Genomic DNA, 22189 nt, shown 5'->3' with positions numbered 1-22189 from the left:
GGGCGGCTTCCGCGGCGGTGACCGTCGTGAGGGCGGTTTCCGTGGCGGCGACCGTGAGGGCTACCGCGGTGGCGACCGTCGCGAGGGCGGTTTCCGTGGTGGCGACCGTGAGGGTGGCTTCCGTGGTGGCGAGCGCCGTGAGGGTGGCTTCCGTGGCGGTGACCGTCGCGAGGGCGGCTTCGGCGGCGAGCGCCGTGAGGGCGGCTTCCGCGGCGGTGAGCGGCGTGAAGGCGGCTTCCGTGGCGGCGACCGCGAGGGTGGCTTCCGTGGCGGCGAGCGCCGCGAGGGTGGCTTCCGCGGTGGCGAGCGGCGTGAAGGCGGCTTCGGTGGCGAGCGTCGCGAGGGCTTCCGCGGCGGTGACCGTCGCGAGGGCGGCTTCCGGGGTGGCGACCGTGAGGGCGGTTTCCGCGGGGAGCGCCGCGAAGGTGGCTTCCGTGGGGGTGAGCGTCGTGAGGGCTTCGGCGGTGAGCGCCGCGAGGGCACCCGTGAGGGTGGCTTCCGTGGCGGCGACCGCGGCGGGCGCCGCGAGGGTTTCGCCGGCGGTGAGCGCCGCGAAGGTGGCTTCCGCGGTGGCGAGCGCCGTGAGGGCGGCTTCGGCGGCGACCGCCGTGAGGGTGGCTTCCGCGGTGGTGAGCGCCGCGAAGGTGGCTTCGGCGGTGACCGCCGTGAGGGTGGCTTCGGCGGTGACCGCCGTGAGGGTGGCTTCGGCGGTGACCGCCGTGAGGGCGGCTTCCGCGGCGGCGACCGTCGCGAGGGCTTCCGCCGTGACGAGCGGCCCGGTGGCTACCGTCGCGAGGAGCGCGAGGGTGGCTTCCGCGGCGGGCGTGAGCGTACCGAGCGGGACGGGGAGCGGCGGGGCTACGGCCGGGACGACCGCCGCCCGGAGGGTGCGTACCGCGAGCGGCAGGACGAGCGCGCCGAGGGGCGTACGGGTGAGGCGCCGGCGTTGCCGGACGAGGTCGTTGCCAGCGACCTCGACTCGACCGTCCGGGCGGAGCTGCTCTCCCTCGCCAAGCCGGTGGCGGAGACCGTCGCCCGACACTTGGTCGCGACCGGGCTGCTGATCGACGACGACCCTGCCGAGGCGCTGGCGCACGCCATGGCTGCCCGCCGGCTCGCCTCGCGGATCGCCGCGGTGCGGGAGGCGGTCGGGCTGGCCGCGTACCACGCGGGGGAGTGGCAGACGGCCGTCGCCGAGCTGCGCACCTACCACCGGATGACCGGGCTGCAGAGCCACCTGGCCGTGCTGGCCGACTGCGAGCGGGCGCTCGGCCGCCCCGAGCGGGCCATCGACCTGTTCCGCGGGGCGGACCGGGAGAAGCTCGACCAGGCCGTCGCCATCGAACTGCTGATCGTGGCCAGCGGGGCGCGGGGCGACCTCGGGCAGAAGGACGCGGCCGTGGCCATGCTCCAGGTCCCCGAGCTGACCGCGGACTTGACCGAGTCGTGGGCGGCGCGGCTGCGCTACGCCTACGCGGACGCGCTGCTGGCGGTGGGCCGCCGCGAGGAGGCGCGGGAGTGGTTCTCCCGCGCCGCCGACGTGGACGCCGAGGGTGAGACCGATGCCGCCGAGCGGCTGCTGGAGCTGGACGGCGTCGTCATCGAGGGCGACGACGACGATGAGGACGAGGAGTTCGCGGCCGGCCCGGGCGCCCCGGGTGCCGTGCCGGCCCGCCCCGACGCCGACCTCACCGGCGGCGCCGACTCCGACGACGACCTCGACGACGAGGACGACCTCGACGACGACGAGGACGACGACGAGGCCGGCTACGACGACGACGAGGACGACGACGAGGCCGGCTACGACGACGACCTCGACGGCGACCAGGACGACGACGCGGGCGACGAGGACGAGGACGACGACCTCGACGGTGACGCCCGGCTGCGGGCCGACGCCGACACGGCCGACGCCGTCGCCGCGGACGGCGCCGACGCGGTGCCGGCCGGCGAGGGCGCCGGGTACCGGGACCGGGACGCGGCGGACCTGGGCGACGACGAGCTGACCGACGCGGAGGCGCGTTCGCTGGTCGCCGACACCGGCGCCGCCGCCGTGGACGCCGCCGGCCCGGACAACCAGGGCGGGAACGCCAAGGGTGACGAGGCGCCGGAGTCGGAGCGCCGGTGACCGGGAGCGCCGGGGACGCGGGTTCCGGTCCGGATCGCGGGGAGCGCGACCGGGCCGGAGCGGGCGACCGGCTGGTCGACGGGTACGCCCTGGTCGTGTTCGACCTGGACGGGGTGATCTACCTGATCGACCGGCCGATCCCCGGCGCGGTCGAGGCGGTGGGCAGACTGCACGCCGAGGGGCGGTCGGTCGCGTACGCCACGAACAACGCCTCGCGCCGCTCCAGCGAGGTGGCCGACCTGCTCACCGGCATGGGTGTGCCGGCCGGGCCGGAGGAGGTGCTGACCTCCGCGGCCGCCACCGCCGAGCTGCTGCGGGACCGGCTGCCCGCCGGCGCGCCGGTGCTCGTGGTCGGTGCGGAGGCGCTGCGTGCCGAGCTGCGTGCCGTGGGCCTGCGCCCCGTCTCGACGCTGGATGAGGAGCCCGCCGCCGTGGCCCAGGGGTACGGCCCGCAGGTCGGCTGGTCCGACCTGGCGGAGGCGTCGCTGGCCGTCCGGGCGGGCGCGCTGTGGTACGCCACCAACACCGACCGCACCCTGCCCAGCCCGCGCGGCCCGCTGCCGGGCAACGGCTCACTCGTGGCGGTGCTGCGTACCGCGCTCGGGCGAGATCCGGACGTGGTGGTGGGCAAGCCGGAGCCGGCGCTGTTCGCCACCGCCGCGCACCGGGCCGGGGCGGGGCGGACCCTCGTGGTCGGCGACCGGCTGGACACCGACATCGAGGGCGCCCGCCGGGCCGGCCTGGACAGCCTGCTGGTGCTCACCGGGGTCAGCGACGTGGCCGAGCTGCTGGCCGCGCCCGAGTCGCGCCGGCCCGCGTACGTCTCCTTCGACCTGGCCGGGCTCTTCGACCCGGCGGCCGTGGTGCGGGTGCCGGGCCCGGCGGACGCCGGTGGCTGGTCGGCGACCGCCGCCGACGGGGAACTCGTCCTCGACGGCGCGGGACGCCCGCTGGACGCCCTCGCGGCGCTGTGCGGTGTGGCCTGGTCGGCGGGGGCCGGCCCGCGGGTGCGCGCGGTGTCGGCAGCGGCGGGGGAGGCCCTGGCCGCGCTCGGCCTCGCGGACTGACCGGCCCGGTCAGAGCAGCTTGCGGAGCTTCATGAGGTCGAACGGGTTCGCCTTGATCGACACCCGGCGGGCGCCCACCGCCTTCATGATGTCGAGCTGACCGTGCACCAGGGCGACCAGGTCGTCGCTGCCGGTGCTCAGCGCGATCTTCGCCTTCGGGTCGTCGCCGTCGGCCAGGTCGACCAGCCGGCCGCCCTCCAGCCGCCCGTGGAACGCCGTGTCCAGGTCGGTGATCCGGCAGGCGAGGGTGCGGTCGAGGTCGATCCGCCCCTGCACGTCGGCGTGCCGGTCCAGCCGCGCGGCCAGGTCCTGCAACGCCTGCCGGCACTCGTCCACGCTGGCCACATCGTCTCCTCACCACGCGCCACGCCGTTCCCGGCACCGTACCGCAATGGGGCGCGCGGGGCGCCCGGTAGCGTGACACCTGCACACCCCGCCCCGCGGAAGGACTCAGGCATGCAGGACGCGTGGCGCGCCTACCTCGAGCTGGCCATGGGCCTGACGGAGGCGCCCCGGAAGAAGGCCCAGGACGCCGTGAAGCGCGTCGTCGGCCAGGGCGGCGCGACCGCCGCCCAGCTCCAGTCGCTCGCCGAGGAGCTGGTCTCCACCGGGATGGCGAACCGGGAGGCGTTGACCAAGCTGGTCCGCTTCGAGGTGGACCGCGCCCTGGGCGCGGTCGGGTTGGCCACCGCGGACGAGGTCGCCGAGCTGACCCGCCGGGTGCACGACCTGGAGCGGCGACTGCGCGAGGCGAAGACCACCGGAGCGGAGACCGAGCCGAAGACCAACGGCACGCCGCAGGCCGGCGCCGGGCGCGCGCCGGCGGCGCCGCCCCCGGCCGCCGAGACGGCGGGCGCCGGCGAGGTGACACCGTCCGGGGATCTGGCCGCCGACGAGCCGGCCGGGGCTGCGCCGGGCGCCGGTCGGCCGGCCCCGACGCCGGCCGCGGAGCCGTCGGCCCCGGCCACCGCCGAGGCACCCGTCTCGGCGCCGCCCGTGCCTGCGAAGACCAAGGCGGTCGCGAAGAAGGCCGTGGCCAAGAAGGCCATCGCGCGCAAGCCCGCCGCCACCGTCGCGCGGACCCCGGCCGAGGAGTCGCCGGCCGCCCCGACGCGCCCGGCCAAGAAGGCCGGTGGTCGCAGGCCGAGCGGCGGTGCCGGCTCGTGACCGCGCCCTTCCACCCCGGCCCGCGTCCCGGGCCGCCGCCGGGCGGTCCCCGGCCCGGGCCGCCCCCCGGCGTACGGCCGGCGCCGGTCGAGGAGGTCGGTGAGGTGCGGCACCCGGCCGTGGACGCCGCCGTGCACGCGATGATCAACGCCGAGGCGCTCTCCCCGGCGGACCAGATCGCCCAGTACGAGGCGGCGTACGAGACGCTGCGCGAGACCCTGGCCAGCATCGACCAGGCCTGAAAAGAGGCGGAGAACCACCACCGATGGCACGTCGTACCCGGCTGGATGCCGAACTCGTCCGCCGCGGCCTGGCCCGCTCCCGGGAGCAGGCCGCCGCGCTGGTGGAGGCCGGTCGCGTCCAGCTGCGCGGGGTGCCGGCGCGCAAGGCCGCCGCGATGGTCGACCCGGCCGACCCGCTGCTGGTCACCGGCGAGGACCCCGCCGACGAGTACGTCTCCCGGGGCGGTCACAAGCTGGCCGGGGCGCTCGCCGCGTTCGCCCCCGGCGGGCTGACCGTGGCGGGGCGGCGCTGCCTGGACGCGGGCGCCTCCACCGGCGGCTTCACCGACGTGCTGCTGCGCGGCGACGCCGCCGAGGTGGTGGCGGTCGACGTCGGCTACGGGCAGCTGGCCTGGTCGCTGCGCAACGACGACCGGGTGCACGTCTTCGAGCGCACCAACGTGCGTACCCTCACGCCGGAGGCGATCGGCGGCCCGGTCGACCTGACGGTGGCCGACCTGTCGTTCATCTCGCTGCGGCTGGTGCTGCCCGCGCTGGCCGGCTGCACGCGGCCCGACGGCGACCTGGCGCTGATGGTCAAGCCGCAGTTCGAGGTCGGCAGGGAACGGGTCGGCGCGGGCGGGGTGGTCCGCGACCCGGAGTTGCGCGCCGAGGCCGTGCTCGACGTTGCCGCCGCGGCCGCGCAGCTCGGGCTGGGCCTCGCCGACGTGGCCGCCAGCCCGCTGCCCGGGCCGAGCGGCAACGTCGAGTTCTTCGTATGGTTACGCCGGGACGCGCCCGCCGCGGACCCCGACCGGGTGCGCGCGGTGGTGGCCGCCGGCCCGCAGGGATTTCCGGCCGCCGGGCCGGAGGCCACGACTGAGGAGGTGTCCGGGTGAGCCGGACCGCTCTGCTGGTGACGCACACCGGGCGTCGGCGCAGCACCGAGCACGCGCGCGCGGTGGCGGCCGACCTCATCGCGGCCGGCTTCGAGGTGCGGGTGGTCGCCGAGGAGGCCGACGACCTGGACCTGCCCGGCGTGGTGCCGGTGACCGGCCCGGAGGCCGCCGAGGGCGCCGAGATCGTCTTCGCGCTCGGCGGGGACGGCACGTTCCTGCGCGCCGCCGAGCTGGCCCGCCCGGCCAAGGCGCCCCTGCTCGGCATCAACCTCGGCAAGGTCGGTTTCCTCGCCGAGGCCGAGATCGACGATCTGGACACCGCGGTGCGCGACGTGGTCGGGCGCAACTACACGGTGGACGAACGGCTCACCCTCGACGTCACCGCCGAGTTCGAGGGCGGCCCGACCATCGAGTCGTGGGCGTTGAACGAGATCAGCGTGGAGAAGGGCGAGCGGGCCCAGATGCTGGAGCTGCTCGTCGACGTCGACGGCCGGCCGCTGTCCCGCTACGGCTGCGACGGCGTGGTCTGCGCGACCCCCACCGGCTCGACGGCGTACGCGTTCTCGGGCGGCGGGCCGGTGGTCTGGCCCGAGGTGGAGGCGCTGCTGCTGGTGCCGATCAGCGCGCACGCGCTGTTCAGCCGCCCCCTCGTCACCGCGCCGACGTCCACCTTCGCCATCACGGTGGACCCGTTCACCACCCTCGCGGTGCTCTGCTGCGACGGCCGGCGGGTCTACGACCTGCCGCCGGGAGCCCGGGTCACCGTGCGCCGGGGCGCGCTGCCGGTGCGCATCGTCCGGCTCCGGGCGCGGCCGTTCACCGACCGGCTGGTGGCCAAGTTCGACCTGCCCGTGCAGGGCTGGCGCGGCAGCCGTCGCTGACCGGCGACTCAGCGAAGATCCGGCGGGCCGACCGCGCCCCGGCCCGTTCGGCGTACCCGGGTCCGGCCGCGGACGGGTTACGGTAGGAGCCTCCCCCGACGACGGCACGCCGCGCCGGGTGCGGCGTACCTCGCCGGCACCGGGCCGGGGCGGATGGTCCCGCCCCCGCGGCGGGCGCGCCCGCCGGGGCCGGCACCGCCGTCGCTCAGCGACGGCGATCGGGGCGTCCGGGCTGCGCCGAGGTGGAGTCCGGGCGGGGCGGTGACGCCCGCGCCCGGGCCGACGCGGCCCGACGGTCGTGGCCCTGGCCAGGGGGTGGTCGGGTCCACGACGGTCGGGGTGCCGGAGGAGTCGCGGCCGGCCGCGGCGGGCGGACGGCGAGCCGCGCCCGGCCGGGTTTCGACCCCGGTCGGGTCGGCCGGATCGGCGAGCCGCCGTCGGAGGAAACGGCGGCTCACCGACCGGGCGGCGACGCACTCGTTCCGGCACCCCGGCCACCGCCCGCTGCCGCGGTCCGCCACCGCGGGCAGCGACGTGGTGACCATCCGCTGGTCCCGTCGCGGCAACCTCGTGTCCACCTGGCGACATGTCACCGGTGCGGCGCGGTGCCCCTAGTGACCGAGCGATGATCTCCGCCGCAGACTCCGGTGGGCCGGCCTCAATCCCCCCCGAGGCCGGCCCCCCGAGCAAGAGGAGCGCATCGCATGCACCGGTCCCCACGCTGGCTAGCCGCCGGCGCGGTCGGGGCGCTGGTGGTCGGCCTCGCCGCACCGGCGTCCGCCGACCCGGCCGCACGGCCCACCGGCCCGAGCCCGGCCGCGCCCACCCCGGGCGCCACACCCGCCCGCATCACCCTGATCACCGGCGACCGCGTCGACCTCGTCCGGGCCGCGCCCGGCCGGGTCGCCGCCACGGTCCATCCCGGCCCCGGCCGGGAGCGGGTCACCTTCCACACCCTGGAGGTCGACGGCGGGCTGCGGGTGCTGCCCAGCGACGCCGTCCCGTACCTCACCGCCGGGGTGCTCGACCCGGACCTGTTCGACGTGGAGGAGCTGGCCGCCGAGGGCTACGGCGACGCCGCCCAGGGCGCGCTGCCGCTGATCGTGCGGTACCAGCAGCCGGCCGCCGGCCGGGTCCGGGCGCTGGCCGGCGCCACCGCGACCCGTGCGCTGCCGAGCATCAACGGCGCCGCGCTGCGGGTCGACAAGGCCGACCTCGGCGGGCTGTGGACCACGCTGGGCGGCACGCCGGTGGCCCGGAGCGGAAGCGCCGCGCCCCGCCTCGGTGGTGGCATCGCCCGGATCTGGCTCGACGGGCGGGTGCACCCGGCGCTCGAGCACAGCGTGCCGCAGATCGGCGCACCGGCCGCGTGGGCGGCCGGCCGGGACGGCGCCGGTGTCCGGGTCGCGGTGCTCGACACCGGTGTCGACGGCACCCACCCCGACCTGGCCGGCCGGATCGTCGAGGCGCAGGACTTCACCGGCGGCGGCAGCGCCCGCGACGGGCACGGCCACGGCACCCACGTGGCGTCCACCATCGTCGGCAGCGGCGCGGCCTCGGACGGGCTGCGCAAGGGCGTCGCGCCGGGCGCGCGGCTGCTGATCGGCAAGGTGCTCGACGACGGCGGCAGCGGCTACGACTCGGGGATCATCGCGGGTATGGAGTGGGCCGCCCACTCCGGTGCGAAGGTGGTCAGCATGAGCCTCGGCGGCCCGGCCACCGACGGCACCGACCCGATGAGCCAGGCGGTCGACGACCTCACCGCCGAGACCGGCACGCTCTTCGTGATCGCCGCCGGCAACGAGGGGGCGGCGGGCACCGTCGGGTCGCCCGGCGCGGCCGCGGCCGCGCTCACCGTCGGCGCGGTGGACCGTGACGACAACCTGGCCGACTTCTCCAGCCGCGGCCCGCGGTTGGGCGACAACGGCCTCAAGCCGGAGATCACCGCGCCGGGTGTCGGCATCGTCGCCGCCCGCGCCTCCGGCACGACCATGGGTACGCCGGTGGACGACGCGTACACCCGGGCGTCCGGCACCTCGATGGCCACCCCGCACGTGGCCGGGGCGGCCGCGATCCTCGCCCAGGAACACCCCGACTGGACCGCGCAGAAGCTCAAGGACGCGCTGGTCAGCACCACGAAGGCGAACGCCGCGCTGACCGTCTACGAGCAGGGCGGCGGCCGGGTCGACGTGGCCCGCGCGTTGAACCAGCGGGTGTACGGCTCGGCCACCGCCGACTTCGGCCGGGTGAACACCGGCGGCGCGGCGGCGGAGCGGACCGTGACGTACACCAACGGCACCGCGTCCCCGCAGACCCTGCGGCTGGCCCTGGAGCTGCGCAACCTGGACAGCGGCGCCGCGGAGCCGGACGGGATCTCGCTCGACGGCACGGAGGTGACCGTCCCGGCCGGCGGCAGCGTGAACGTCGCGCTGCACGCCGACCCGGCGAAGCTGGACCGCGGCGTGCACGGCGGCTGGCTGGTGGCCACCGGCGCGGACGGTGTCGCGGTCCGTACGGCCGTCGGGCTCACCCTCAGCGGCCCGATCCACACCGTCACCCTGCGCGCCCTGGACATGGCCGGGCAGCCCGGCCTTGCGCCGGTGTTCACCCTCTTCGGTGAGCACCCCGAATCGGACCACCTCGGTTGGATCCCCGGCGACGTGCAGGTGCAGGTCGAGGAGGGTCCGTACCTGCTGGAGGGCCTGATCGAGCACGGCGCCCCGTTGGACGAGCAGATCACCCTGGTCACCGACCCCGAGCTCATGGTCGACCGGGACCTGACGGTGGTCCTCGACCCGCGCAAGGGCACCCCGGTGCGGATCGAGACGCCGAAGCCGGCCGAGCAGCGGGCGGCGATCAGCTTCTACGAGCACCGGATCTTGGGCAACGGCCGGCAGGTCGACCACGGCGTCATGAACTTCAGCACGACCCAGCAGGTCAACGTCACCCCGACGCGACCGGTGAGCCGGGGCGAGTTCGAGTTCGCCTCCCGCTGGCAGCTGGTGGCACCCATGGTGGACGCCCAGGTCGGCAAGGTCTCCGGTCCGTTGGACATCAACCTGCTGGGCCAGTCGCCGGCTCCGGCGGGCCGGCGGAAGCTCCCGCTGGTCTGGGCGGGCGACGGCACCGCCGCCGAGCTGGCCCGGGCCGGGGCCCGAGGCGCGGCCGCGCTGGTGGCCGGCAGCTACGACCGTGCCGAGGAGGACCAGATCGCCGACGCCACGGCGGCCGGCGCCGCCATGGTGCTCATCGTCCGCCCGGCGGACCGGAGCGCGTGGACGGTCTGGCGCCCGGACGGGGATCGGTTGCCGATCCCGTCGCTGGTGGTCGCGAACGACGACGGACAGCGGATGATCGCGGCGGCGAAGCGCGGCCGTACGACCCTCGACGTGACACTGACCGTGGACAGCCCCTACCTGTACGACGTGTGGCAGGTGTCGAAGGGACGGGTCCCGGAGCGGATCGTGCACCGGGTGACGGCGGACAACACCGCCGAGGTGACCGCCCGCTACGCCGACACCGGCGGGTCCGACTGGGCCACCGAGCAGCGGTTCGGCTGGCGTCCCTGGCAGGAGTACTCCTGGAACGACGATCAGCGGATGGTGCGTACCGGCACCACCCGGCAGGAGTTCGTCAGCGCCGGGGACAACTGGTGGCAGCAGCGGGTGCTGCACCGGCTCACCTGGTCCTGGGGGCCGCTGCTCGGCGGGCTCACCCAGCAGCCCCGGCGGTACGCCGCCGACGACCGGGTCACCGAGACCTGGCACGCCCCGGTGGTCCGGCCGGCCGTGCCGGCGGGCGCCGGAGTGCCGGTGCCCACGCGCACCGGCGACACCCTGAACCTGCCGGTGGCCGAGTTCGTCGACGCCGACGGCCATTACGCCGCGGCCGGCTGGGGCGAGGAGCAGGACACCGTCGAGCGCCGGCTGAGCCGCGACGGGCAGCAGATCGCCGACCTCTCCGGCGGCTGGGCGCCGGTGGCGACCACCCCGGGCGCGGCCCGGTACCGGCTGGACGTCACCACCCGGCGCGCCTCGGACGAGTGGCGGTGGGCCACGCGAACCGAGACGGCCTGGCAGTTCACCTCGGCCCGACCGGACGGGGACGCGGCCCGGCCGCTGTCGCTGCTGCAGGTCGACTACCAGGTCCCCGCCGACCTGCGGGGCGAGGTGCCCGGCGGCCGGCCGCACCAGGTGGGGCTGACGCTGCGCCAGCCGGCCGGCGTACCGGCGCCGACCGGTGTCGGGGTGCGGGTGGAGGTGTCGTTCGACGGCGGACGCACCTGGCGGAGCGTGCCGGTGCGGGGCTCGGGCGCGCGGTTCACCGCGACGGTGCCGGCCGGGCGCGGCACGGTGTCGCTGCGGGTGCACGCCGGTGACCGGGCCGGCAACACCGTCGACCAGACCGTGCTCGACGCGTACGGCCTGCGCTGAGCCGACGTCCGCGCGGGACGGACCCCCCTCGCCCGCGCGGGCGTCAACCCCCGTCCGGCCGGGGCGCCCGCCTTCTACGGCGGCGGGCGCCGCGGCCGGCGCCGCGGCCGTCGCTGCCGCCGGCACCGCACTCGGGAAGCGGGGCCGGCGGCGGCGCGGCCGGTGGCGGGGTGCCGGGCGGGTCAGAGCCAGCCGCGGCGGGCGGCCTGGTAGGCCAGACCCGGCCGGGTGTCGACCCCGGCCACGGTCATCAGGTCGGCGAGACGCCGCTGCACCGTTCGGCGGCTCACGCCGAGCTGCGAGGCGATGGACTTGTCCGGCACCCCGGCCACGAAGAGCGACAGCAGCCGGACCTCCTCGGCGTCCGGCCGGTACCCCCCGCCCGCCCCGTCCTCGATCGGCGCGGCGGACGAGCTCACCGGCGTCGCCATCAGCCAGTGGCTCTCGAAGAGGGCGAGCAGCGCGTCCAGCAACTGGCTGCGGCCGATGACCGCGGCGGTCGGTTCACCGCTGCCCCGCTCCGGCACCAGCGGGCAGACCGCCGTCCGGCCGTCCACGATGGCCAGCCGGACCGGCAGCCGGTCGAGGACCCGGGCCTGCTCGCCGGCGCGTACGCCCTGCTCGACGTCCGCGAGCGCGCCCGGTTCGAGGAGCATCTCGCGTTCGTAGATGGCCCGGTAGCGGACCCCGCGGGCCAGCGCGTCGAACTCCTCGACGTTCTCCTGGCCGGCCATGGCCAGCGGATTCGCCCGGCAGAACCAGAGCACCTCGGCCCGGGCGCCGTTCTGCAGGTCGCGCAGGCGCTCGCGCAGCGCCCGGGCGCCGGTGACCACCTCGACCAGGTGCCCGGCGTCGTGCCGGCGCATCCCGGCCCGGTACTCCTCGGTGAGCTGGGTGACCGCCGCGCGGGCCGACTCGAGCGCCTCCTGGCGGCGCAGCAGCGCCTCGCCGAGCGGGACGTCGGGCGCCAGCGGGCGCAGCGGCGCGTCGGGCTCCGGCCCGGCCGGGAGCACGAGTCCCTTGCCGCGCAGGGCTTCGAGCTGGGCCAGCAGGTCCGCGCGCGGGAGGCCCAACCGGTCGGTCAGTTCCCCGACCGTCGCCGTCGTGAGCTGCACGAGGCAGCGGTAGAGCCGCTCCTCGTCCGGGGTCAGGCCGATCACGTCCAGCACGGGGCAGAACTGTACGACCCCGCCACCGGCCCCGCGCCGGCTGGTCAAGTGTCGGAGGACGCGTCTACTGTCGGGTGCTGTGCTGGAAGAGCTGCGCATCACCGGACTGGGCGTCATCGAGGACACCACGCTGCCGCTGACGGGCGGGATGAACGTCATCACCGGCGAGACCGGTGCGGGCAAGACCATGGTGGTGACCGGCCTCGGCCTGCTCTTCGGCGGCCGGGCCGACGCCGGCCGGGTGCGAGCCCAACCGGGCCGCGCCGTGGTGGAGGGCCGGCTGCGCCTCGACGGCCGGGTGGCCGGGACGGTGCACGCCCGGATCACCGACGCCGGCGGCGAGCCCGACGAGGACGGCTCGCTGCTGCTGAGCCGCACCGTCACCGTCGAGGGCCGCTCCCGCGCGCACCTGGGCGGCCGCAGCATGCCGGTGTCGATGCTGGGCGAGGTCGGTGAGCAGGTGGTGGCCGTGCACGGCCAGTCCGACCAGCTCCGCCTGCTGCGCCCCGCCGAGCAGCGGGCCGCGCTCGACCGGTTCGCCGGCCCGGAGCACGAGAAGCTGCTCGACGCGCTGCGGGAGGCGTACACCCGGTGGCGGGCCGTGGTCGACGACCTGGCCGACCGGCGGCGCAACGCCCGCGAGCGCAACCAGGAGGCCGACCTGCTCCGGCTCGGCCTCGACGAGATCACCCGGGTCGACCCGCAGCCGGGCGAGGACGACGAGCTGAAGGCGGAGGCGCAGCGCCTGGAGCACGCCGAGGGCCTGCGCACCGCGGCCCAGCTGGCCCAGCAGTGCGTGGCCGGCGGCGTCGAGGCGGCCGACGACACCCCCGACGCCACCGCGCTGCTCGGCACCGCCCGGCGCACGCTGGAGGCGCAGACCGGCACCGACCCGGCCCTGGGCGAGCTGGCCGCCCGGCTGGAGGAGGCGGCCACCCTGGTCACCGACGTCTCCGCGGAGCTGTCGGCCTACCTGGCCGCGCTCGACGCCGACCCGGCCCGCCTGCAGACCGTCTACGAGCGCCGGGCCGCGCTGCGCGGCCTCACCCGGAAATACGCCGACGACGTCGACGGTGTGATCGCCTGGGCCGAGCGGGCCCGCACCCGGCTGTCCGACCTGGACACCTCCGACGAGCTGCTGGACGAGCTGGACAAGGAGGCGGCCCGGCTCGCCGGCGAGGTGGCCGACCTGGCCGGCCGGGTCTCCACCTCCCGGCAGGAGGCCGCGGTCCGCTTCGCCGAGCAGGTCACCGTCGAGCTGGCCGGGCTGGCCATGCCGCACGCCCGGATCGAGGTTGCCGTGCTGCCCCGGCCGGCCGGGCGGGCCGAGCCGAGCCTGCCGGTCAACGGGGTCGAGGCCGGGGTCGGGCCGGACGGCGCCGACGAGGTGGAGCTGCGCCTGCTGGCCCACCCGGGCGCGCCGGCGCTGCCGTTGCAGCGGGGCGCCTCCGGCGGCGAGCTGTCCCGGGTGATGCTCGCCATCGAGGTGGTCTTCGCCGGCTCCGGCGGCCCGCCCACGCTGGTCTTCGACGAGGTCGACGCCGGGGTCGGCGGGCAGGCGGCGGTGGAGATCGGCCGCCGGCTGGCCCGGCTGGCCCGCAGCCACCAGGTGCTCGTGGTCACCCACCTGCCCCAGGTCGCGGCGTTCGCCGACCGGCACCTCGTGGTGGCGAAGGACACCGGGGGAGCGGTCACCACCAGCGGCGTGCGGGTGGTGGAAGACACGGAGCGGGCCCGCGAGCTGGCGCGCATGCTCGCCGGTTTGCCGGACTCGGATCTGGGTATCGCCCATGCCGAGGAACTCCTGGCCGTGGCGGCCAAGGAAAGGCGCCCGTGATGCCGAGATTGTGAGCGCAAGCACACCGGCGTGCGCTCCGGTGTGCTTCCCTGGGTAGGCGGCCCTGCTCAGGCATGTCGCGACAGCAATACCTGCCTCACATGCCAGGATGGTCACGATGCGTCTACCCACGTTGCGCCGGACCCGGACCGCGGAACCGGGCTCAGTCCTCGGCACCGCGCGCCTCGACCGCCGGACGAAACGGCTGGTCGGCCGGCTCCGCCCCGGTGACATCGCGGTCATCGACCACGTCGACCTGGACCGGGTGGCGGCCGACTCGCTGGTCGCCGTCGGCGTCGCCGCCGTGCTCAACGCCAAGCCGTCGGTCTCCGGGCGCTACCCGAACCTCGGCCCCGAGGTGCTGATCGCGGCGGGCATCCCGCTCCTGGACGACCTCGGCGAGAGCGTCTTCGAGCAGATCCGCGAGGGCGACGTGGTACGCATCGAGGGCAACACGGTGTTCGTCGGCGAGGAGCCGGTCGCGCACGGCGCCCTCCAGGACGCGGAGACCGTGGCCAAGTCGATGGCCGACGCCCGGGAGGGCCTGTCGGTGCAGTTGGAGGCGTTCGCCGCCAACACCATGGACTACCTCAAGCAGGAGCGCGACCTGCTGCTCGACGGCGTCGGCGTGCCGGAGATCCAGACCCAGATCCAGGGCCGGCACTGCCTCATCGTGGTCCGCGGCTACGACTACAAGGCCGACCTGGACGTGCTGCGTCCCTACATCCGGGAGTTCAAGCCGGTGCTCATCGGCGTGGACGGCGGCGCCGACGCGCTGGTCGAGGCCGGCTACACCCCCGACATGATCATCGGCGACATGGACTCGGTCACCGACGACGTGCTGCGCTGCGGCGCCGAGGTGATCGTGCACGCCTACCCGGACGGCCGGGCGCCCGGCCTGCCCCGGGTCGAGGGCCTCGGCGTGCCGGCGATCACGTTCCCGGCCGCGGCCACCAGCGAGGACCTGGCCATGCTGCTGGCCGACGAGAAGGGCGCCTCGCTGCTGGTGGCCGTCGGCACCCACGCCACCCTGGTGGAGTTCCTCGACAAGGGCCGGGGCGGCATGGCCTCGACCTTCCTGACCCGTCTGAAGGTGGGCGGCAAGCTGGTCGACGCCAAGGGCGTGAGCCGGCTCTACCGGCAGAGCATCTCCGGTTCCTCGTTGCTGCTGCTCATCCTCTCGGCGGTGGCCGCGATGGCCTCCGCGGTGGCGGTCTCCACAGTCGGGAAGGCGTATTTGGGCGTGGTGTCGGAGTGGTGGGACAATTTCGTGTTCCAGCTCGGCCAGATCTTCTAGCTCCCCGACGATCAAGAGGCTGCAAGCGTGATCAACTTCCGCTACCACGTCGTGTCCCTGACCGCGGTCTTCCTGGCCCTGGCCATCGGCCTGGTGGTCGGCACGGCCGCCCTCAACGGTCCGGTGGCCGATTCGCTCAAGGAGCGGGTCAACGGGCTCAGCAAGGACAACTCGCTGATGCGCCAGTCGGTCAACAGCCTCCAGAAGGAACTGGACATGGAGGAGGACTTCGCCGCCGAGATGGCGCAGGTCATCCTCCCCGGCAAGCTGAACGGCCGGCGCGTGCTGGTGCTCAGCCTGCCCAGCGGGCGCGACCACACCGAGGGTGTGGTGAAGATGCTCCAGCTCGCCGGGGCCAACGTCACGGCCCGCATCGACGTCCAGGACAAGTTCCTCAATCCGGACAGCAACAACAACCTGCTGGAGCTGGCCGTCACCGCCGCACGCCCGAACAGCGTGCCCACCGCCGGCCTGCCGGGCAACGGGCACGGCGTGGAGACCTCCAGCGCCCTGCTGGCCAGCGTGCTGCTGGACCGGCCGCAGGGCAGCCCGCCGGTGAGCGACGCGGACCGCCGGGCGGTCGTGCAGCAGTACGCCACGGCCGGCTACCTCACCCCGGAGGACAAGATCGGCGGCGCCGCCGAGGCGGTCGTGGTGGTCACCGGCCAGCCCTACGTCGACAAGTTCTCGGCGGAGAAGGACGCCTCGGTGGTGAAGGTCGCCGAGCAGTTCGACCGCACCGGCGCGATCGTGGTCGGCGGCATGGGCTCGACCGGCGGCAACGTGGTCTCCGCGGTCCGGGGCGACCCGGTGCTGTCCCAGACCATCTCGACCGTCGACAACGCCAACACCGTCCAGGGGCAGCTGGTCACCAGCCTCGCCCTGGTGCAGCAGCTGACCGAGAAGAAGGCCGGCCAGTACGGCGTCGGCGACAACGCCGGCGGCCTGCTGCCTAAACTGCCCCAGTGACCGGTCCCCGCCGCGTCGCGCTGAACATCCGGATCGGAGGGATCGCGTGAGACTGGGTCGGCTGCTGGCCGTCGGCGCGGGGGCGCTGGCCGCCCGCTACGTGCTGCGGGAGGTGCGCACGTCGCCGGGCGCGCCGGCGCTGGAGCGCACCAACTTCCGGGGCCGCACCGTGACCCTGGCCGCCGGTCCCGCCCTGGCGGTCGGCGCGGCCGCCGGGGGCGCCCTCGGCGCGGGCAGCGCCCCGGCCGGCGCGGCCGCCCTGCTCGCCGGTGTGGGCGCGGGCTCCGTGGGGCTCTACGACGACATCGTCGGCGCGCGTCCCGACCAGAAGGCCGCCAAGGGCTTCGCGGGGCACCTCGCGGCGCTGCGCGAGGGGCGGGTCACCGCCGGGCTGGTCAAGATCGCCGGCGTGGGCGCCGCCGGGCTCGGCGCCGCGGCGCTGCTCGCCGCCGACCCGCGGGTCGCCGCCCATCCCCGCCGGCAGCGGGCCGGCGCCCTGGGCCGCGGGCTGGACGTCCTGCTCGGCGCCGGCGTGGTGGCCGGCACCGCCAACCTCGTCAACCTGCTCGACCTGCGCCCCGGCCGGGCCCTCAAGTCCGGCATGCTGCTCGGCGCCCCGCTCGCCGCCGGCCCGTACGGGGGCATCGCGGCGGGCGCTGTCGGTGCGGCCGCCGGGCTGGTCCGGGAGGACCTCGACGAGCGGGTGATGCTCGGCGACAGCGGCGCCAACGCGCTCGGCGCGCTGCTCGGCGTGAGCCTGGCCGCGCGGACCGGCCCGCTGGGCCGGGCCGGCGTGCTGGCCGTGCTCGCCGCCCTCACCGCCGCCAGCGAGAAGGTGAGCTTCACCCAGGTGATCCAGCGGACCCCGGGGCTGCGGCACCTCGACGAGCTGGGCCGGCTCGCCGACTGACGTGACGAAACCGGCACCCCTCGCCGGCGCCGGCCGCGTGGCCGGAGCGGCCGCCCTCATCGCCGTCCTCACCGTGGTCAGCCGGCTGGCCGGCTTCGGCCGCACCGCGGTGTTCACCTGGACGCTCGCCCCCACCGACCTCGGTGGCGCCTACCTGGTGGCGAACTACGTCCCGAACTTCATCTTCGAGATCGTCGCCGGTGGGGCGCTCGCCAGCCTCGTCGTACCGCTGCTGGCCGGCGCCGTCGAGGCGGGGGACCGGCGGGCGGTGGCCGCCACCACCGGGGCGCTGCTCACCTGGACGCTCACCCTGCTGGTGCCCCTCGCCCTGCTGGTGGCGCTGCTCGCCGACCCGCTGCTGGGGCTGCTCGGCCACGGCCTGGACGCCGCCCAGCAGGACGCCGGGGCGCGGATGCTGCGCGTCTTCGCCCCCCAGCTGCCGCTCTACGGCGTCGGCATCGTGCTCACCGGCGTGCTGCAGGCGCACCGGCGGTTCGCCTGGCCGGTGATCGCCCCGCTGCTGTCCAGCCTCACGGTCATCGCGGTCTACCTCGGTTTCACCGCCCTGGAGGGGCGGCGGGCCGGCGTCGGCGAGGTCGGCCCCGGCGGTGAGCTGCTGCTCTCCGGCGGCACCACGCTCGGCGTGGTGGTGCTGTCGCTGTCCCTGCTGATCCCGCTGCGCCGGCTCGGGCTGCGGCCGCGCCCCGGCTTCCGGTTCCCCGCCGACGCCCGGTCCCGGGTGGGCGGGCTGGCCGTCGCCGGGGTGGTCACCGTCGCCGCGCAGCAGATCGCCCTGGTCGTCGCCCTCAACCAGGTCACCTACGGCCGGACCGCCGACGTCGGCGTCTACAACCTCGCCCAGACGATCTACTTCCTGCCCTGGTCGGTGCTGGCCGTGCCGCTCGCCGTGGCCGCGTACCCCACGCTGGTGGCGGCGCGGGCGACCGGCGACGAGCGGGCCTACCGCGAGACCCTCGCCCCGGCGGTCCGGGGGGTGGTGCTGTTCAGCCTGCTGGGGGCCGCCGCGCTGGTCGGCGCGGCCGGCCCGGTCGGGCACTTCTTCTTCGACCCCGCCGACGCCGGCACGGCCGCCGCCGGCATCGCCGGCTTCGCGCCCGGCCTGCTCGGCTACGGCCTCTTCGCGGTGCTCACCCGCGCCCTCTACGCCCGCGGCGAGGCCCGCTCGGCCACGGTCGCCACCGCGCTCGGCTGGCTCAGCGTGCCCGCGCTCGCCGTGCTCCTCGGACAGCACCTGCTGCCCCTCGCCGACCGGGTGCTCGCGGTGACCCTGGCCACCTCCGCCGGCATGCTGCTCCTCGGCGGGCTGCTCATCGCCGCCGTGGTCCGCTCCGCGGGCCGGTCCGCCCTGGCCGGTGTCGGGCGGGCCGGGGCCGCCGGTCTGCTCGCCGCCGCGGTCGCCGGCCTCGGCGGCGCGGCCACCGCGCGGGGACTCGCCGGGCTCACCGGCGGCACCCCGACGACAGCGGAGGCCCTCGGTCAGGGCATGCTGTCCGGGGTCGTGGTCGGCGCCCTGTTCCTCGCCGTCGCCTGGTCGACCGACGCCCGCGACGTCCGGCCGCTGCTCGCGGCCGTCACCCGCCGGCTCGGGCGGCGACGCCCGCCCGGCGGGGGCGGCGGCCCGCGGGAGGACCAGCGCCCCGGCGAGCGGGGCGACGGAAAGGAGACCGTTTCCTCATGACGGACGCCTCGTCGGCGCCGCGGTGGCCCGGCTCGGTGGCCCTGGTGCTCGCCTCCAGCACCGGTGGCGTGGGGCAGCACGTCCGCTCGATCGCCCGGGGCCTGACCGACGCCGGCGCGTCCGTGCTGGTCTGCGGCCCGGCCGCCACCCAGGACCAGTTCGACTTCACCGGCGCGGGCGCGCGGTTCACGCCCGTGGAGATCCCGGCCAGCCCCACCCCGGGGGACGCGCGGGCTGTCGCCGCCCTGCGCCGGGCCCTCGCGGACCCGCCGGTCGACGTGGTGCACGCGCACGGGCTCCGGGCCGGCCTCGTCGCCGTGCTCGCGCGGCCGGCCGCCCCGCTCGTGGTCACGTGGCACAACGCCGTGCTCGCCGGCGGGGTCCGCGGCGGGCTGTCCCGGCTCGCCGAACGGATCGTGGCCCGCAACGTGCGGGTCGCCCTCGGCGCCTCCGCCGACCTGGTCGACCGGGCCGCCGCGCTCGGCGCCGCCGACGCCCGCCTCGCCCCGGTCGCCGCGCCGGCGCTGCCCGCGCCGCGCCGCCGACGGGCCGCCGTCCGTGCCGAGTTCGGGGTCGCCGCCGACCGGCCGCTGATCGTCTCGGTGGGCCGGCTGCACCCCCAGAAGCGGTACGACATCCTGGTCGACGCGGCCGCCCGGTGGCGTACCCGGCGCCCCGCGCCGCTGGTGGTGATCGCCGGCAGCGGGCCCGCGTACCTGCAACTGGCCGCGCGGATCTCGGCCGCCCGGGCGCCGGTGACCCTGCTCGGGCACCGCACCGACGTGGCCGACCTGCTGGCCGCCGCCGACCTCGCCGTGGTGACCAGCGACTGGGAGGCCCGCCAGCTCTTCGCCCAGGAGGCGCTGGGTGCCGGCGTACCGCTGGTGGCGACCGCCGTCGGCGGCCTGCCGGAGCTGGTCGGCGACGCGGCCGTGCTGGTTCCGGCCGGCGACGTGGACGCCGTCGACGCGGCGGTACGCGACCTGCTGGACGACGAGGCCCGCCGGGCCGACCTGGCCCGCCGGGGCGCGGCCCGGGCGGCGACCTGGCCGACCGAGGCGGACACCACGGGCGCGCTGGTCGACCTCTACGCCGAACTGACGCCCGAGCACTCGACGGGGACCCGGTGATGCTGCGCAGACTCACTCCGGTGCTGTTGACCCTGGTCGTGGTGGCCCTCGGCATCACCGCGCTGGCCGCCCGCCCGGACAACGGCGCGCCGGAGCGCAGCGCCGACTTCGTGGTGCTGGCCGGGGCGGCCGGGCTGCGCTGGGAGGACGTCGACCCGCAGACCACCCCGACGCTGTGGCGGATGGCCGAGCAGGGCTCGATCGGCTCCCTCTCGGTGCGGTCCGCGCACCGGCCCACCTGCCCCGTCGACGGCTGGCTCACCCTGGGCGCCGGCAACTTCGCCGCCTGGAACGGCAGCCGGGCGGGGGGCTGCCCGGCCACCGGGGTGACCATCGAGCAGCCCGACGGGATCGGCGCGAACCTGCCGGACCAGGAGAGCGTCGTCGCGTACAACCAGGACCGGCTCTCCTGGGGCGCCACGCCGGGCGCGCTGTCCGAGTCGGTGCGCTGCACGGTGGCGGTCGGCCCGGGCGCCGCGGTGGCCGCCGCCCGCCCGTTCGGCCGGGTCGACCGGTACGCGCCGGTGCTCCCCGCCGACCCGGCGAAGCTGCTCGGCTCCTGCATCCTGAGCGTCGTCGACCTGGGCACCGTCGACGGCGAGGACCCGGCCAGCCGGGCCGCCCAGGCGCGCCAGGTGGACGCCCAGCTCGCCCGGGTGCTCGCCGCGCGGCCGCCCCGCTCGCTGGTCCTGCTGGCCGGGGTCTCGGACACCGACACCTCGTCCCGGCTGCACGTCGCGGTGGCCGACGGCCCCGGCTGGGACCGGGGCTGGCTGACCTCGCCGAGCACCGCCCGCGAGGGCTACCTGCAACTGGTCGACCTGGCGCCCACCGCGCTGGCCGCGCTGGGCCGCCCGATGCCCGAGCGGCTCTTCCTCGGCCGTCCCGCGATGTCCGTCGACGGCCGCCCCGACGACCTGCGCGCCGCCATCGACGCGCCCGCCGACGCGGACCGCGAGGCCGCCGCCCAGCGCCGCGTCGCCGGCTGGTTCTTCACCCTGCTCGCCGCCGCGCAGGTGGCGCTCGCCGTGGCGGTGCTGCCGCTGCTGCGCCGGGCCCGCCGGCACGCCGGCCCGCACGGGCCCGCGCCGGTGTCCCGGCGGGTGGTGGCGGTGGTGGAACTGCTGCTGATCGCCGCCGCGCTCGCCGTGCCGGCCGCCCTGCTCGCCGACGCCGTGCCCTGGTGGCGGGGGGAGCACGCCGGCTTCTGGTTCGCCTCGGTGACCGCCCTGCTGACCGTCGGCGGCACCGCCGCGGTCCGGTTCACCCCCGGCCACGAGCGCACCCTCGGCCCGCTCGGCGCGGTGGCCGCCCTGGCCACCCTGGTGGTCGGCGTGGACGTGCTCACCGGCGCCCGGTTGCAGCTCAACGGCGTGGTCGGCTACTCGGCCCTGGAGGGCGGCCGGTACGCCGGCCTGGGCCACGTGGGGCTGGGCGTGTTCATCGCGGGCGCGCTGCTCTGCGGCGGCTGGCTGGCTCAGCGGGTCCGCCGGTCCCTGCGGCCGATGGTGATGGTCGCGGTCGGCGGGGCGGCCGTCGTCATCGTGGGCAGTCCCTACCTGGGGGCCGACTCGATCGGCGCCATCGCGCTCACCGCCGGGGTGAGCGTCGCCGCCGCCATCTGCACCGGCGGCTGGCTCACCGTCAGCCGGCTGGCCTGGGCCACCATGGCCGCCCTGGCGGTCACCATCGGCTTCGCCGTGGTCGACGCGGGCCGGCCGGAGGCCGAGCGGGGCAGCCTGGGTCGCTTCCTCGCCGCGCTCGGCGACGGCACGGGCGGGCTGACGGTGCACCGGTCCAGCACCGCCAACTTCCAGACCCTCGTGAACAGCCCTCTCACCGTGCTGGCCCTGGCCGGCGCGGCGCTGGTCTGGTTCGCCCTGCTCCAGCCCTGGGGCGGCCTCATGCGGCTGTTCGGCATCTACCCGGCGATCCGGGCGGCGATGGCCGGCACCGGGGTGGCCGCCGGCCTGGGCGGCGTGCTCGGCGGCGCGGCGCTGGACGTGGCCGGGGCGGCGGGGGCCCTCGTGGTGCCCATGGCGGCCCTGGCGGCCCTGCGGGTGCTCGACCACTCCACCGACCGCACCCAGCCCGGCAGCGGCCGTCCCGGGGACGAGGGCGGGGCGGCCCCGCCCGGCGGCCCCCGCGGGCCCAGCGGCGGACGCGCGGCCGAGGTCTCCGGCGCCGGCGGCGCGGACCGTCCCGACCCCGACCCGGCCGTCGCCCGCGAGGGCGCCCCGGCGGGGCGCGAGCGGGGTACGCGGGCGCCGGACGCCGCCGCCGACCGGGCGCCCCGGGTGCCGGCCCAGCCCGGCCCCGCATCGACCGAGGTGCCCGCCGGCTGAGGCGAACACGGCTTCACGTGCGCCGACGGCGGGTGCGACG

Annotated in this window: 16 protein-coding genes and 1 pseudogene; 14 read left to right on the top strand and 3 right to left on the bottom strand. The window is 76.7% G+C overall.

Annotated elements, in window-relative coordinates; all coding sequences use genetic code 11:
• Positions 1 to 1096: hypothetical protein (locus tag GA0070214_RS32135; RefSeq protein WP_208602841.1), on the bottom strand; the 1096-nt coding region annotated here is incomplete at its 3' end.
• Here GA0070214_RS32135 and GA0070214_RS32935 point away from each other — a divergent pair.
• A pseudogene (locus GA0070214_RS32935) lies at positions 1043 to 1882 on the top strand (hypothetical protein); the annotation flags it as partial. The gene GA0070214_RS32135 and the pseudogene GA0070214_RS32935 sit on opposite strands and share 54 nt — an antisense overlap.
• 314 nt (positions 1883 to 2196) lie before the next feature.
• On the top strand, positions 2197 to 3192 hold the full coding sequence (locus tag GA0070214_RS21045) for an HAD-IIA family hydrolase (protein WP_244167793.1): 996 nt from the start codon (positions 2197 to 2199) through the stop codon (positions 3190 to 3192).
• Positions 3193 to 3201: 9 nt separating this feature from the next.
• On the opposite strand, the gene GA0070214_RS21040 is transcribed toward GA0070214_RS21045, so the two are convergent.
• The gene (locus GA0070214_RS21040) at positions 3202 to 3537 is read right to left on the bottom strand and encodes an SCP2 sterol-binding domain-containing protein (protein WP_091266573.1); all 336 of its coding nucleotides are present in this window, start codon (positions 3535 to 3537) and stop codon (positions 3202 to 3204) included.
• A gap of 111 nt (positions 3538 to 3648) precedes the next feature.
• On the opposite strand from GA0070214_RS21040, the gene GA0070214_RS21035 reads away from it, so the two are divergent.
• From GA0070214_RS21035 to GA0070214_RS21015, 5 genes are all read left to right on the top strand, one after another.
• A complete protein-coding gene (locus GA0070214_RS21035) occupies positions 3649 to 4359 on the top strand; it encodes a phasin family protein (protein ID WP_091266569.1) in 711 nt (236 codons plus the stop codon).
• On the top strand, positions 4356 to 4601 hold the full coding sequence (locus GA0070214_RS21030) for a hypothetical protein (protein WP_091266566.1): 246 nt from the start codon (positions 4356 to 4358) through the stop codon (positions 4599 to 4601). The genes GA0070214_RS21035 and GA0070214_RS21030 overlap by 4 nt, the downstream gene beginning before the upstream one ends.
• 23 nt (positions 4602 to 4624) lie before the next feature.
• Positions 4625 to 5479: a TlyA family RNA methyltransferase gene (locus tag GA0070214_RS21025; protein WP_091266563.1), complete on the top strand. Its 855-nt coding sequence runs from the start codon at positions 4625 to 4627 to the stop codon at positions 5477 to 5479.
• Positions 5476 to 6360, top strand: coding sequence for an NAD kinase (locus GA0070214_RS21020; RefSeq protein ID WP_091266560.1), 885 nt, complete (start codon positions 5476 to 5478; stop codon positions 6358 to 6360). The genes GA0070214_RS21025 and GA0070214_RS21020 overlap by 4 nt, the downstream gene beginning before the upstream one ends.
• A gap of 704 nt (positions 6361 to 7064) precedes the next feature.
• A complete protein-coding gene (locus GA0070214_RS21015) occupies positions 7065 to 10793 on the top strand; it encodes a S8 family serine peptidase (protein WP_091266557.1) in 3729 nt (1242 codons plus the stop codon).
• A 182-nt stretch (positions 10794 to 10975) separates the two neighbouring features.
• On the opposite strand, the gene GA0070214_RS21010 is transcribed toward GA0070214_RS21015, so the two are convergent.
• Positions 10976 to 11962 (bottom strand): helix-turn-helix domain-containing protein, encoded by a 987-nt coding sequence (locus GA0070214_RS21010; RefSeq protein WP_091266554.1) that lies wholly within the window; start codon positions 11960 to 11962, stop codon positions 10976 to 10978.
• A 79-nt stretch (positions 11963 to 12041) separates the two neighbouring features.
• Here GA0070214_RS21010 and recN point away from each other — a divergent pair, with 79 nt between their 5' ends.
• The 7 genes from recN (at position 12042) to GA0070214_RS20975 (ending at position 22149) form a co-directional block, all read left to right on the top strand.
• Entirely contained in the window at positions 12042 to 13799 is a 1758-nt protein-coding gene (gene recN / locus GA0070214_RS21005) for a DNA repair protein RecN (protein WP_091266551.1), read from the top strand.
• Between the two features lie 118 nt (positions 13800 to 13917).
• The gene (gene steA, locus GA0070214_RS21000; RefSeq protein ID WP_091266548.1) at positions 13918 to 15096 is read left to right on the top strand and encodes a putative cytokinetic ring protein SteA; all 1179 of its coding nucleotides are present in this window, start codon (positions 13918 to 13920) and stop codon (positions 15094 to 15096) included.
• A 27-nt stretch (positions 15097 to 15123) separates the two neighbouring features.
• Positions 15124 to 16065 carry a copper transporter gene (locus GA0070214_RS20995; RefSeq protein WP_091266545.1) on the top strand — a complete coding sequence of 314 codons (942 nt, stop codon included), beginning with the start codon at positions 15124 to 15126 and terminating at the stop codon, positions 16063 to 16065.
• 46 nt (positions 16066 to 16111) lie between these two features.
• Positions 16112 to 16975: a hypothetical protein gene (locus GA0070214_RS20990; RefSeq protein ID WP_091266543.1), complete on the top strand. Its 864-nt coding sequence runs from the start codon at positions 16112 to 16114 to the stop codon at positions 16973 to 16975.
• A 1-nt stretch (position 16976) separates the two neighbouring features.
• Positions 16977 to 18674, top strand: coding sequence for a murein biosynthesis integral membrane protein MurJ (murJ, locus tag GA0070214_RS20985; RefSeq protein WP_091266538.1), 1698 nt, complete (start codon positions 16977 to 16979; stop codon positions 18672 to 18674).
• Positions 18671 to 19804: a glycosyltransferase family 4 protein gene (locus GA0070214_RS20980; protein ID WP_091266535.1), complete on the top strand. Its 1134-nt coding sequence runs from the start codon at positions 18671 to 18673 to the stop codon at positions 19802 to 19804. The genes murJ and GA0070214_RS20980 overlap by 4 nt, the downstream gene beginning before the upstream one ends.
• Positions 19804 to 22149 carry a hypothetical protein gene (locus GA0070214_RS20975; protein ID WP_091266532.1) on the top strand — a complete coding sequence of 782 codons (2346 nt, stop codon included), beginning with the start codon at positions 19804 to 19806 and terminating at the stop codon, positions 22147 to 22149. The genes GA0070214_RS20980 and GA0070214_RS20975 overlap by 1 nt, the downstream gene beginning before the upstream one ends.
• The last annotated feature ends 40 nt before the right edge of the window (positions 22150 to 22189 follow it).

It is taken from the genome of Micromonospora chaiyaphumensis, from assembly GCF_900091435.1.
Classification (GTDB): Bacteria; Actinomycetota; Actinomycetes; order Mycobacteriales; family Micromonosporaceae; genus Micromonospora; species Micromonospora chaiyaphumensis.
Note: the sequence above shows the minus strand (reverse complement) of the source record. Positions and strands in the feature narration are given on the sequence as shown.

Coding starts and splice junctions, on each gene's coding strand:
- steA (WP_091266548.1), top strand. CDS start 13,918: ATGCGTCTACCCACGTTGCGCCGGACCCGGACCGCGGAACCGGGCTCA.
- GA0070214_RS21015 (WP_091266557.1), top strand. CDS start 7,065: ATGCACCGGTCCCCACGCTGGCTAGCCGCCGGCGCGGTCGGGGCGCTG.
- GA0070214_RS21025 (WP_091266563.1), top strand. CDS start 4,625: ATGGCACGTCGTACCCGGCTGGATGCCGAACTCGTCCGCCGCGGCCTG.
- GA0070214_RS20980 (WP_091266535.1), top strand. CDS start 18,671: ATGACGGACGCCTCGTCGGCGCCGCGGTGGCCCGGCTCGGTGGCCCTG.
- GA0070214_RS21035 (WP_091266569.1), top strand. CDS start 3,649: ATGCAGGACGCGTGGCGCGCCTACCTCGAGCTGGCCATGGGCCTGACG.
- GA0070214_RS20975 (WP_091266532.1), top strand. CDS start 19,804: ATGCTGCGCAGACTCACTCCGGTGCTGTTGACCCTGGTCGTGGTGGCC.